This is a genomic window from Ruegeria sp. AK4 (assembly GCF_056541025.1).
Genome location: NZ_JBQFXS010000002.1, coordinates 313,235 through 325,718, shown reverse-complemented (window position 1 = coordinate 325,718; position 12,484 = coordinate 313,235). Strand labels below are relative to the sequence as shown.

At 61.0% G+C, this 12,484-nt stretch carries 10 protein-coding genes; 2 read left to right on the top strand and 8 right to left on the bottom strand.

Annotated features, from left to right (window positions below):
• Positions 1-38: 38 nt before the first annotated feature.
• Both ACR0EZ_RS05400 and ACR0EZ_RS05395 read right to left on the bottom strand, forming a co-directional pair.
• Positions 39-2,444 carry a YbcC family protein gene (locus ACR0EZ_RS05400; RefSeq protein ID WP_480611601.1) on the bottom strand — a complete coding sequence of 802 codons (2,406 nt, stop codon included), beginning with the start codon at positions 2,442-2,444 and terminating at the stop codon, positions 39-41.
• Between the two features lie 18 nt (positions 2,445-2,462).
• Positions 2,463-4,013, bottom strand: coding sequence for a proton-conducting transporter transmembrane domain-containing protein (locus ACR0EZ_RS05395; protein WP_480611600.1), 1,551 nt, complete (start codon positions 4,011-4,013; stop codon positions 2,463-2,465).
• A 116-nt stretch (positions 4,014-4,129) separates the two neighbouring features.
• Here ACR0EZ_RS05395 and ACR0EZ_RS05390 point away from each other — a divergent pair, with 116 nt between their 5' ends.
• Positions 4,130-5,005, top strand: a complete 876-nt coding sequence (locus ACR0EZ_RS05390) for a LysR family transcriptional regulator (RefSeq protein ID WP_480611599.1) — start codon at positions 4,130-4,132, stop codon at positions 5,003-5,005.
• A 7-nt stretch (positions 5,006-5,012) separates the two neighbouring features.
• Here the strand turns inward: ACR0EZ_RS05390 and ACR0EZ_RS05385 are convergent, their stop codons facing one another.
• The 5 genes from ACR0EZ_RS05385 to ACR0EZ_RS05365 form a co-directional block, all read right to left on the bottom strand.
• Entirely contained in the window at positions 5,013-6,008 is a 996-nt protein-coding gene (locus tag ACR0EZ_RS05385) for an endonuclease/exonuclease/phosphatase family protein (RefSeq protein ID WP_480611809.1), read from the bottom strand.
• Entirely contained in the window at positions 6,008-7,054 is a 1,047-nt protein-coding gene (locus ACR0EZ_RS05380) for an ABC transporter ATP-binding protein (RefSeq protein ID WP_480611598.1), read from the bottom strand. Before ACR0EZ_RS05380 ends, ACR0EZ_RS05385 begins: the two co-directional genes overlap by 1 nt.
• Positions 7,055-7,065: 11 nt before the next feature.
• Complete coding sequence (locus ACR0EZ_RS05375) at positions 7,066-7,959, bottom strand: ABC transporter permease subunit (RefSeq protein WP_480611597.1); 894 nt, start codon at positions 7,957-7,959, stop codon at positions 7,066-7,068.
• 13 nt (positions 7,960-7,972) lie between these two features.
• Positions 7,973-8,854, bottom strand: a complete 882-nt coding sequence (locus ACR0EZ_RS05370) for an ABC transporter permease subunit (protein ID WP_480611596.1) — start codon at positions 8,852-8,854, stop codon at positions 7,973-7,975.
• Positions 8,855-8,923: 69 nt separating this feature from the next.
• The gene (locus tag ACR0EZ_RS05365; RefSeq protein WP_480611595.1) at positions 8,924-10,228 is read right to left on the bottom strand and encodes an extracellular solute-binding protein; all 1,305 of its coding nucleotides are present in this window, start codon (positions 10,226-10,228) and stop codon (positions 8,924-8,926) included.
• Positions 10,229-10,454: 226 nt separating this feature from the next.
• On the opposite strand from ACR0EZ_RS05365, the gene ACR0EZ_RS05360 reads away from it, so the two are divergent.
• Positions 10,455-11,468 (top strand): LacI family DNA-binding transcriptional regulator, encoded by a 1,014-nt coding sequence (locus ACR0EZ_RS05360; RefSeq protein ID WP_480611594.1) that lies wholly within the window; start codon positions 10,455-10,457, stop codon positions 11,466-11,468.
• 5 nt (positions 11,469-11,473) lie between these two features.
• On the opposite strand, the gene ACR0EZ_RS05355 is transcribed toward ACR0EZ_RS05360, so the two are convergent.
• Complete coding sequence (locus ACR0EZ_RS05355; RefSeq protein WP_480611593.1) at positions 11,474-12,484, bottom strand: FecCD family ABC transporter permease; 1,011 nt, start codon at positions 12,482-12,484, stop codon at positions 11,474-11,476.

The following is a 12,484-nucleotide window of genomic DNA, read 5'->3' as shown; positions in this document are numbered from 1 at the left end:
GGGTCCGGCGAGTGTCGCCGGACCCGGCAGCAAACAGACTACTCGGCAGCGATGGCGCGGCTGGCATCGGCTTGGCCTGCCATCGGAACCCAGTGCAGATCCCGCTGATAGCGCCATGCAAGATCGCCATTTTCATCCATCGCGATCAGGTGCAGCCAGCGGTTGTCGAACAACGCCTTGACGCCTGCGTGGCGTTTCAGGATGTCATTCATGGCCTCACGCGGGGCCTCGATGATCACCGACAGGCGCAGCGGGTCGTGTTGGAACCCTTCTCCGTCATGCACCGATTGCCAGGGCAGACCGGGGCGCAGAGTTCCGCCATTGCCCTCGATGACACCGATCCCGCCCACAACGTTGTGCAGCAGCTTGTTGCCGCCACCGAACAGGGCGGGCGCAACGGTCGAGCCGTAATATTGCAGGCTGATCCAACTGGCCACCACGACCGGGGCGGTCATGATCAGTTCCAGCACGCCAAAGCTGTCATCCGCGCGCCAGTCATAGCTGTGCAGAAAGGACTGACCCGCGAGGCCTACGCCATGTGTCCGGCTGCGCGGTGCGGCAATAAAGGCGCGGCACCCGGCGAGGCCCCATTCGGGGCGCAACTCGGCCCAGTCGTGGGCGCGGCGGGCAATGTCGCTTGCGTCGCTGGCCCGGGGCAGGCGGTCGGCACGCTCGGCCCGGGCCATTTGCCCGGCCGTTTCCAGCCAACCCTTTAGCTGAGCGATGTCCTTGGCCCATTGGCCGGCGGGATGATCCTGATCGATTATGGTCACACTGTCCGTCGTTGTATGGTGCAGAGCTGGCAGAAACATCGTATCCGCCGGGATATCGATACCCGCTTGCCGCAAGCCATCGCGGACGGCGCTGTCATTCAGCAAACCGGCCAACAGGCGGGCGCTGACGTCACCGGCGTACCCTCCGCACGCGCCACATTGCAATGCGCTTTCATGGGGGTTGTTGGTCACATCGGCCCCGTGGCCCGCCAGCATGACAATTCTGGCGAAGTTGCCGGTCAGGGACATGGCGGAAAGAATGCTCTGCGCCATGCCGACGCGTGTTTGCAGATCAATCGATGGATCAAGCTGCGGGGCCGGGTCACCTTTCTCCGGTTCTGATTTGAACGCCAGCGCATCGCGCAGTAGCTTTCCGGCATAGACCGGGCCGGTTGCCTCGACAAAGGCAAACGAGGATACGGCGGCCAGTTTGAACCGGCCCCAGGCGCGTTTGGCGCGGGCCGCGTAGCGGCGGTTGAGATCGGACTGAGTTCCTTCTGCGGCTTTCGATGAGACGCTTGGTTTCAACAAAGCAGGGCCGCGCAGCTCGGTCACGTCCGAACCGGCGGCCTTGTGGGCACTGGCGAGGCCGAAGAACCCTGCGAAACCAATGGTCTCGATCCCTTCGCCCTGCGCCTCGAGCGCGCGGCGGAAGATTTCGGAGCGGACGTCGATGCAGAACGCGGCCTGAACCTGCGGGCGGCCTTCGGTCTTGCGGAGGTGATGCGAGGCCAGAGTGTGCGCCAGCCTGCGCTGTTGCGCACGTTCTGCGGCATCCTGCAGAACAGCGTCGATCACCAGATCGCGGGTCGGCGTCACCGGGGCTTCGTGCTGTGCGATGGTCTCGGCCCACCGGTCGGCAATCTGGTCGAGGTAGAGAGTGAACAGAGCCTCTTCGAACACCAACCGAATGGCCAGAAGCTCGGTAATGGTCGTGTCGCCCTGACCCTCCAGTTCGGCTTGCCACAACAGGTAACGGGCATATTGCGCCCAGCCGCCCAGGGTGATCAGCCAGCGGTGGAAGGCGGTTCCGGCGGCCTCGGGTGTTACACCAAGCGTTTCCGAGGCGCGGCCGATGGCGCGCCATTGCGACCGGTTGGTTCCCGCTACAAACGCGCCGAAGCCTTTGAGCCCGTGAATCTCCAGCGTCAGATCGCGCGAGGCGAACTCGCGCCAGGCGCTGTAGGCCCCACCGACACGGCTGGGTTGCCACAGGGCCTGACCCTGATCGAAAAGGCTGGCGGCCCAAGCGCCGATCCGTTCGTCAATCAGGCCGGGCCAGTCGATGCCCGACACTTCGGCCGCCAGATCGGCGACGGTGGGCAGGGGCATAGGGGTGGTCGGCTCCGCCGTAAGCGCTGACTTCACTTCGTCCAGGCTGGGCAGATCAAAACGGTTTTCCGCGTTGGCCAGCGCTTCAATCAAATCCTCATCCAGAATATCGCCTGCGTTCAGCTTGTCGGCAAAAGCGGCGCGGCCCGGCGTGATGCGCGCACCCGCGACGCGGGCAAGGCGGGCGGCGGTCACGGTCAGCGGCTCGTCCGTTTGGCCGAGAAACGGGTTCACCGCGACGTTCGAGGACAGTGGGAACAGTGGCGGTATCTGACGCACCGCGTCATTGGCAATCGCAACTAGTTCCAGCAGTGCGGCGGGATAGCTTTCGTGTTTCATATATTTTCAGGCCCCCGTTTAAGCAGTTTGCCGTCTGGACCATCCGTCCAGCAGCCGATCGAAGATTGCGTTTGCGTAAAGCCCGTTCGACAGATGCACCCGGATGCCTGCTGCCGCAGGATGCGACGCCCAAAGCGGGAAGGTCGATTGCGCCAGCGCGACGGCGCCAAAGCTGACAAGGGCCAGCACGATCAGCGCCCATTCCAAGGGTCCCGGTGCCGGGGTCGCGGGCAGCGTGCCCGCCGTCAGATGCTGGGCCGCGACCTGCAGTACAAAATAGCTGACCGAGGTCAGACCGGCATAGATCACCGTGCGGCGGGTCAATGCGCCCGGTGCCGCGTCGGCAAAGCCCTGCGCCAGCAGATAGGCAACGCCGAAGATCAGGATCACTCCCAATGCGATGGCCTGCATGGATTTTCCGTCAATTCCGAAGACTGCAGCCACAACCCCGTAAATCAGGATGCCGGTCGCAAAGGCCAGCAGCACATTCCGCGCGCTTGGCACTGCGACAGGCCCCGGCCGACGGATCGCCGCCACGTTGCGCACGGCTTCACCGGCGCTGAGGAAGGCATGTGCCTTGTACAGCGAATGCGCCACGATATGCAGCAAGGCCAACGGAAACAGCGCCAGACCGCATTGCATGATCATGAACGCCATCTGCGCAATGGTGGACCACGCCAGTGAGGTTTTCACTGCGGGTTGTGTCAGCATCACCAGCCCGCCGAACAGAGCGGTGAACCCGCCCAGCATCACCAGCAGGGCCATGATACCCGGGGCCACAAGCATCAGATCGGCCAAGCGGATCAACAGGAACCCACCGGCGTTGATCACCCCGGCGTGCAGCAGAGCCGAGACCGGGGTCGGGGCCTCCATCACTTCGGTCAGCCAGCCGTGGATCGGGAACTGAGCCGAGGCGGTGATGGCCGCCACCGCAATCAGTAGCGCGGCGATGATGGTCATCGCATCAGGCTGCGCGGTGGACAGGATCGCCGGGATTTCGGTGGTTCCGTACCCCAAAACCAGAAGCAGAACAGCCAGCGCCAGCGCGCCTTCGCTGATCCGGGCGACGACGGCCTTTTTGCGGGCCGCGCGCTGTGCGGTTGTGCGGTCGGGGTAAAACAGCAGCAGTTGGTGCAGGGACAGGCTGGTGGCAATCCACGCCGCCAGTAATTGTATCAGGTTGCCGGACATCACCAGCAACAGGACCGAGGCCAATGTCACTGACATCCAGCCCGTGAATGCCCCCTGCCGCGCTTCGCCATCCATATAGGTCGCCGAATAGCGCAGAACGACCCAGCCGATGAAGCTGACCAGCACCAGCATCGTGGCGCTGACCGCATCCAGCCGAACCGACAGACCAACGCCCCAGACGCCAATAAGCGCCGACGTGCCTGCGCCATATTTTATCAGAAGCAGGGTCGAAAGCGCCGACATGCCAAAGGCGGCCAAAGCGGCCCATTCCGCAAGATTCGGCACCTTGCCGGGGCGCAAACCGGGATTGCGGCCAGCGTGATAGGCCGCGGCCAGCAGAATCAGCGGGCCAAGCAAGGGAATAAGCAGGTAAGTCACAGGGTAAACTCCTAGATCTTTCAGGCTGAGCCAGCCCGTCGGACAGGGCATATTTCAGAATTAAGCATCATAAAAATTCATTGTTCTGTAGATATCGTTCGATTATCTAAAACTATATGCCGCTGAACTATCACCACCTCCGCTATTTTTGGGCCGTTGCGCATGACGGGAACCTGACCCGGACGGCTGAGCGTCTGAATCTGTCGCAATCCGCGCTGTCCGTTCAGATCAAGGAACTGGAACAACGGCTGGGCCACCAGCTGTTCGAGCGCCGCGGGCGCAAATTGCATCTGACCGAAGCCGGGCGCATCGCGCTGGACCATGCCGACGCGATTTTCGCAACAGGGCAAGAGCTTGTGGCGACATTGCAGGACGAAGGAAACAGCAGGCAAGCGCTGCGTGTCGGCGCGCAGGCGACGCTGTCACGGAACTTTCAGATCGGGTTTCTGCGGCCTATTCTGGCGCGCTCCGATGTCGAGGTGATCCTGCGATCCGGCAACCCCAGCGAATTGCTCGAGGGGCTGGAAACGCTCAATTTCGACATTGTCCTGATGAACCACGAACCCGCCAGCGACAGCCTGACCCGGTTTGAAACACATCATCTGGCGGAACAGCCGGTCAGCATTGTCGGCACCCCGGCCAGGCTGGACCCAAAACGCCCGATCCGGGATTTGCTGGAAGAACAGCCCTTCATTCTGCCGACCACGAATAATTCCGTCCGCACGGCGTTTGACGCGATGGCCAGCCGCATGTCGGTGCGCCCGCACATCGCGGCTGAGGTGGACGATATGGCCATGATGCGCCTGCTGGCGCGCGAGGATATCGGGCTGGCCCTTGTGGCCCCAATAGTGGTTCAGGACGAGCTATCCTCGGGCCGGTTGGTCGAAGCGCAGGAGCATCCGCGCATAAAGGAGAACTTCCACGCCGTGACGCTCAAACGACGCTTTCCCAACCCGCTGGTTCGGCAATTGCTGTCAGACGGCCCGGAGTGATCAGCAGTCAGTCAACGGTGCACCACACGCAATCATGGTCGGAAAGCGGCGTCCCGTCGGCTGAGATTGAGGTCAGGGCACCCTTGTCCCGGCAGGTCAGGTCTCGTCCGGCCAGCCAGTCCAACTTCATCACGCGCGTGGGGTGCGGCGTGATCAGGCTGGGGCGGGTCGTTGGGCCGTCTGCGGTGAAGTCCCAGGAATAGCCGCGCGTTTTTGCAAGGTCGAACAGGGTTTCCTTTTGCCAGTCGAAATCGGGAGGCAAGTGGTTGCCGGTGTTCAGATCTCCGCCAATCAGGATCGGCATATCGGGGGCAAAGGCGTCGATTGCATCCAGCAGAATCTCGAATTGCCCACGACGGTGCGGCGCGCCAGCGTTGCTTTCCAGATGGGTTGAGACAACACAAACAGGGCCGTTTTCGGTCGGTACCACTGCGGCAATAGCCATACGGCCCCCGACGCGCGGCTGGTCCGGGTCAACAGTACCGTCATCGCTGCAAAACCAATGTCCGTGATCGTCCAGCCGGATCAAAGCGGTGCGCTCAAAAGGAACCGAGGACAGGATCGCGTTGCCGTGCCAGCCCAGCGTGTTGAAATCGTCCTTGCAGAAATGCCGCTCGGTCGGGCCGCCCAGATCAAGCTCGTGGAACTCGACGCCAAAGGCGTAGGCCATACCCAGTTCAGCCGCCATCACTTCGGTCGTGTGACGCTGCGCGGTGCGGGCCATACCGTGATCGACCTCGGACAGCAGGACAACTTCAGGCGCGATCTGTTGCAGGTGGGCCGCCGTCGCTTCGGGAAACAGGCAGCGTTCCACATTCCAGGCGGCCACGTTGAATTCAGCGGGCAAGTTTGAACGACTTGCCTCACCACCCAATTGCAGGGCGTTCATCGCGTCTATGCCGCGCAGCAGCTCGCGATGGGCCTGCGCCGTGCGGGGGGCGGACAGGATGCTGGCCCGCTGATCTTCAGTCACGGCGGGCAGATCGTCCAAAACCTTTGTGATCAAAGAACTTTTCCCGTTTCCGCATCAAATAGCCGGACCGCATCGGGCCGGAGCGAGACCTGAGTCTCGCCGATCTGAGCCTTGTGATCCTTGCTGACCATCACGGTGAAAGGCTGACCGCCAAGCGCGCCGTGCAGCAGGCGGTGGGCGCCAAGCTCTTCCAGGATATCGACCCGAAACGGGACCGTGCCCTGTTCGTTCAGTTCGATATCCTCGGGCCGGATACCCAGAGTGACCGGGCCATTCGCAGACTCGGGCGCGGGCATCAGGCCGTCATACCCGTTGATCCGGACCTGCCCCTGATCCACCTGAGCCTCGATCAGGTTCATCGGCGGCGCGCCCATGAACGAGGCCACGAAGGTCGAGGCCGGGTTGTGGTAAATTTCGGACGGTGTGCCGATCTGTTCGATCTGACCCGCGTTCAGAACGATGATGCGGTCGGCCATTGTCATGGCTTCGACCTGATCGTGCGTCACGTAAACGGCGGTGGTGCCGAGGCGGCGCTGCAGGGCCTTGATTTCGATCCGCATCTGGTTGCGCAGCTTGGCGTCGAGGTTCGAAAGCGGCTCGTCAAACAGGAACAGCGCCGGGTCGCGGACCACGGCGCGGCCCATCGCAACACGCTGACGCTGACCGCCGGACAACTGTGCCGGTTTGCGGTCAAGGTATTCCGTCAGGTTCAGCATATTGGCCGCGTCCTGAACCTTGGCGTCAATTTCAGCCGCCGGCATGCCCCGGTTCTTGAGCCCGTAGCCGATGTTTTTGCGGACGGTCATATGCGGGTACAGGGCATAGTTCTGAAACACCATCGCGATGTCCCGATCCGCCGGGTCCACATCGTTGACCACCCGGTCGCCAATTTTCAGCGTGCCTTCGGTGATATCCTCAAGCCCTGCAATCATCCGCAGCAGGGTGGATTTACCACAGCCCGAGGGCCCGACCAGAACGACAAACTCGCCGTCCTGAATGGTGAAGCTGGTGGTCTCGACCGCCTTAAAGCCGTTTGGATAGACTTTGCGGATGCCCTCTAATGAAACCTGAGCCATGCGCGTATTCCTTATTTGTCGGATTCTGTGAGGCCCTTGACGAACCAGTTCTGGAAGAAGATGACGATGGCCACAGGCGGGATCATCGCCACGATGGCCAATGCCAGTGCCTGCCCGTGTTCGGGGATCTGACTGTCTGTATAGGACAGAACGATCTGCTTGATCCCGCGCACCAGCGTAAAGAAGCTTTCATCCGTGGTGATCAACGTCGGCCACAGATACTGATTCCAGCCAAAGACAAACATGATGATGAAGATCGCCGCAATCATCGTCCGGCTGAGCGGAACAAGGATGTCGATGAAGAACTTCCACGGGCCTGCCCCGTCGATGCGGGCGGCCTCGGCCAGTTCTTCCGGCACCGACATGAAGAACTGGCGGAAGAAGAACGTACCGGTGGCCGATGCGATCAAGGGTACGATCAGTCCGGTATAGGTGTTGGTCAGGCCCAGCTTCTGGATCGCTTCATACGAGGGCAGAATCCGCACCTCGAGCGGCAGCAGCAGGGTGGTGAAGATGACCCAGAAGGCCAGCGTGGCAAAGCGCAGCCGGAAATAGACAATGGCATAGGCCGCCATCATCGAGATGATGATTTTCCCGACCGCAAAACCAATGCCCAGAATGAACGAGTTCATCAGCATCAGCGTGCCGTCCACCGTCTGGGTAAACCCGCCCTTTTCAAACATGGCAGCGCGGAAGTTCTTGCCCAAATCATCGCCAAGCGTCAGTTGCAATCCCTGGCGGTGGATCGTCACCGCATCATGGCTGGCCGTGGTCAGCGCCAGCAGGGGCGGGAGGATCATCAAAAGCGAGCCCAGTATCAGGACCACGTGATCTCCGACCGTCTCCCAGCGAATTCTGCGGGTGCGGCGGGTGGTGGTGGGCGTCTCGAGTGTTGTTTCAGCCATCGATAGCCCCCCCTCAGGTATAGTGGATCCGGCGTTCAACAAGCCGGAACTGGAAGATGGTCAGAATGAGCACGAGCACCATCAGAACAACCGACTGTGCCGATGAACCGCCAAGGTCATTGCCACGGAACCCGTCCAGATAGACCTTGTAGACCAGTGTCATCGGGTTATTGCCGGGCTCACCCTTCATCAGCGCATCAATGATGCCGAAAGTATCGAACATGGCGTAGGTGATGTTTATGATCAGCAGGAAGAAAGCGGTCGGCGCCAGCAGCGGGAACGTAACCTGCCAGAACCGACCGGTGGCCGAGCGGTTGTCGATCATCGCCGCCTCGCGCACGGAACGCGGGATCGATTGCAGCCCGGACAGGAAGAAGATGAAGTTGACCGGAATCTGTTTCCAGACGGATACGATAATCATGGCCGTCGCGGTTGCGTTATAGTTCACGCCCAGTTTGAAATCCCAACCAAAGAACCCGAAGAACTTAGTCATTGCTCCTGTGCTCTGGTCGAAGAACAGGATGCCAAGAAAACCGGCGACCGGCGGCGCGATGGCGTAGACCCACATCAGCAGCGTGCGATAGGTCTTGGCCCCGCGGATCACTTTGTCGGCCTTGACCGCCAGCAACAGGGCAATGGCCAGCGAGAAGAACGTGACCAGAACCGAGAACACCACGGTAAACCAGGCGATGCGTGTATACTGGCTGTTGCCCAGCAACGAGGTGTAGTTATCCGCACCCACAAAGGTCGATCCGAACCCGAACGGGTCCTGCAGAAAGAACGAGGATTGCAGAGCCCAGCCTGCGGGCCAGTAGAAGAAGATCGCGATGATCATCAGTTGCGGTAGCAACAGCGCCACCGGTAGCCAGATATTGTCAAAGCCCGCGCGTTTCATGGTCCGTCCAGTAGAAAAGAGGGATGGCCGCGCCCTGAAAGCGCGACCATCTTGGGGGTGATCCGGGGCTTAGCCCTGGGTCTTGGCGAAGCGGGCCAGCAGTTCGTTGGCTTCCTCTTCGATCGTCTTGAACGCGGTTTCCACGTCGGTTTCACCGGTCAGGATACGGCCATATTCGCGGTTCATGATGTCGCGGATCTGGACGTAGAAGCCCATGCGGTAGCCTTTGGTGTTGTCGCCTGCTTTTTCCTGCAGCTGGTTCACGCCAACTTGGGCAGCCGGGTAACGGTCATAGTGGCCGTCTTTCTTGGCAACCTCATAGGCCGCTTCGGTGATCGGCACATAACCGGTTTCCTGATGCCAGAAATACTGGGTGTCAGGCGCGGTCAGGAAGCGGAAGAATTCCGCGGTCGCCTTGTTTTCCTCATCCGATTTTCCGGCCATGGCGAACAGCGCTGCGCCACCGATGAAGGTCTGTGTCGGCTCGGCGGTCACGCCTTCCCAATAGGGCAGTTGAACGGCGCTGAATTCAAACGGCAGGTCTTTCTGCAGCAGGCCACCGAAAGACCCCGACGAGCCCAGCCACATGGCGACTTTGCCTTCTTCGAACGGCTTCGCGTTGTCACCCCAGCCGGTGCCGTACCATTCGAACAGGCCGTTTTCTTTCCAATCGTTTACCGCGGTGAAATGCGCCTTGATGGCGTCATTGTTGACCAGGATCTGGGTGTCGGTGCCGTCATAGCCGTTGTTGTTGGTCGCAAACGGCAGGTTGTGGCGCGACATGAAGTTTTCGGTGAAGATCCAGGGCAGGTGCGACTGGCTGAGCGCGATATAGCCTGCGTCTTTCAGGGCCGGGGCGGTGGTCGACTGGAACTCTTCCCAGGTTTTCGGCGGGGTGACGCCTGCGGCTTCCAGCGCGTCAACATTGTAATACAGGATCGGGGTCGACGAGTTGAACGGCATGCCGATCATCTTGCCATCGCTGTCGGCGTAGAAGTAGCGCACACCGGCGATGTAGTCATTGATGTCGAAGTCGACGCCATTGTCAGCCAGCAGGTCCTGAACCGGAACAGTTGCGCCTTTGGCGGCGATCACGGTCGCAGCACCGGCGTCGAACACCTGCATGATGTTGGGCTGTTCGCCAGCACGGAAGGCGGCGATGCCGGCGGTCAGCGTCTCTTCGTAGCTTCCCTTGTAGATCGGAGTGATCTTGTACTCGTCTTGCGAGGCGTTGAATTTCTCAGCCACCTTGTTGACGGTTTCCCCCAGCTGACCGCCATGAGCGTGCCACCAGGTGATTTCGGTTTCGGCAAATACTGCAGTCGCTGTGAAAGCGAATGCCGCAGCAGTTGCGCAGAACTTGAGATTGGTCATGTTGATTCTCCGGTCCAGTAATGGCGCTGGCGATGCCGCAACTCGCGTCATCGCGCCAGATTACGGGAGGTCTGCCCCCCAAAAGTGAATTCAAATGCACGCGCCGGGAGATACGAAAATCGGCCCCGATGTGCACACGTGGTCACATACGCGTATCATATGACGGTTTTTTGAAACTTTCCTAGCAATATTGACAAATTCGGCCAAAAAAGGGGAAGCCTTGGATGTGAGTGACGACGTGATCAACCCAGCCGAAAGGCCGCGCCGGGTAACCGCGCAAGCCGTCGCAGATGCGGCGGGCGTGTCGCGTTCGTCGGTGTCGCGGGCGTTTACGCCCGGTGCCTATCTCGATGCGGATAAACGGAAAAAGATTCACGAGGTCGCGACTCGCATGGGCTATCAACCCAACGCTTTGGCGGCGGGTCTGAAAGGCGGGCGGTCGCATCTGGTGGCCGTTTTCGTGGGCAACATGCGCAACACCTACGATTCCGAGTTCGTCAACCGGCTGGTCGGTGAACTCAACGTTCTGAACAAATGGCCGATCCTGATCGATGGCGGTGATGCGCGGGCTGAAGCCGCGATTGATCAGGTTCTGCGCTACCCGCTGGATGCTCTGATTCTGCGGGGCGGCAGCATGCCCGGCGCGTTGGTCGCACAATGCAGCAAATTTGGTGTGCCCATGATCTCATCCGGTCGAATCGTGCATGCGCCGGGCGTCGATAACGTGTGCTGCAAAAACGCCGAAGGAACGCGAATCGCCACTCAGACTCTGGTCGAACGGGGCCGTACGAAATTCGGGTACATCGCGGGCGCGTCCTGTTTTGCCTCCTCAGCCGAGCGCAGATCGGGTTTGATCGCCGCTCTTGACCAGACGGGCCTGCCCCTGATCGCGGAAGAGGCCGGAGAGTTCACCGTCGAGGCCGGGTACCGGGCCGCTATGAGGATGCTGCAAGATCACAATCTAGACGCCCTAGTATGCGCCAATGACGCCAGCGCCATCGGTGCCCTGACCGCAGCGCGCGAGCTTGGCGTGGATGTGCCCGGGTCGCTGTCGATTGTGGGGTTTGACGATATCGAAATGGCTGGCTGGCCGATGTTCAATCTGAGTACCGTGAACAACCCGATAAACCAGTCGGTCGAGCACGTTATCCGGCTGCTTGAACGAAGGCTGGAAGACCCCGCCAGCAAAAGTGAAACGCTGTTGATTGACCCGTTTTTTGTCCCGCGCGGCACGCACTAGCGACGTCAGTCGCCTTTGGCCGATTTGAACAGGTACAGGAACACGAAAAGCGATCCGATCGACGTGGTCACGATCCCCACGGGCAGTTCCTGCGGTGCAAGCAGAAGCCGGGACAGGATATCGGACAGGGTCAGCAGAATCGCTCCGACGATGGCAGAGGCCACAAGCAGGTTGCGATGCAGGGTGCCTGCAATGCCCCGGGCGATATGAGGGACCATCAGACCGACAAAGCCGATCACACCTGCGACCGACACGAAGCTGGCCGTCGCGAGCGCGGCCACGAAGAACATGCTGAACCGCAGACCCTGCACGGGAATGCCCAGTGTGGCGGCGGTGAAGTCTCCGGTCAGCAGCGCATCCAGCCACCGGCTGCGGTAGAGCGCATAGCTGAGGATCAGCCCCAGCCCGATCAGGACCAGCGGGAAGGTCTCCCACCGGGCCAGACCCAATCCGCCCAGCATCCAGAAGATCACCGAATGGGCGGCCCGGCTGTCGCCAGCGAAGATCAGGTAGTTGGTGATGGCCGAGAACAGGAATGACACGGCCAGCCCGGCCAGGATCAGCTTTTCTGGCGCGCTGGTGCGCAGGCTGTGGACCAGCGCCAGAACAATGCCCGACGCAATCAGGCCGCCGCAAAAGGCTGCCAGCGGCAAGGTCCAGATGCCCAACACATCTCCGGTGACGGTGATCACCAGAACCGCGCCCGCCGCCGCGCCCGAGGACAGGCCAAACAAAAACGGGTCCGCCAGATCGTTGCGCGTGGTGGTTTGCAGAACCACGCCAACAACCCCAAGCCCGGCGCCGATGACGGCAGCAAACAGGGCCCGGGGCAAGCGCAGATCAAACACGATCCGATGCATGGGCGACATCTCACCCTCAGTCAGACCGGTACCGAGGCCAGTCGCGGTGATAACGTCCCGCACCGGGATCGGCGTTGTTCCGTAGACCACGGACAACAGCAAAAGGGCGATCAGAACGACCGCCCCCAGCAGTATCAACCGGCCCGTTTGGGCCAT

Coding starts and splice junctions, on each gene's coding strand:
- ACR0EZ_RS05400 (WP_480611601.1), bottom strand. CDS start 2,444: ATGAAACACGAAAGCTATCCCGCCGCACTGCTGGAACTAGTTGCGATT.
- ACR0EZ_RS05390 (WP_480611599.1), top strand. CDS start 4,130: ATGCCGCTGAACTATCACCACCTCCGCTATTTTTGGGCCGTTGCGCAT.
- ACR0EZ_RS05380 (WP_480611598.1), bottom strand. CDS start 7,054: ATGGCTCAGGTTTCATTAGAGGGCATCCGCAAAGTCTATCCAAACGGC.
- ACR0EZ_RS05375 (WP_480611597.1), bottom strand. CDS start 7,959: ATGGCTGAAACAACACTCGAGACGCCCACCACCACCCGCCGCACCCGC.
- ACR0EZ_RS05370 (WP_480611596.1), bottom strand. CDS start 8,854: ATGAAACGCGCGGGCTTTGACAATATCTGGCTACCGGTGGCGCTGTTG.
- ACR0EZ_RS05365 (WP_480611595.1), bottom strand. CDS start 10,228: ATGACCAATCTCAAGTTCTGCGCAACTGCTGCGGCATTCGCTTTCACA.
- ACR0EZ_RS05355 (WP_480611593.1), bottom strand. CDS start 12,484: ATGGCCCAAACGGGCCGGTTGATACTGCTGGGGGCGGTCGTTCTGATC.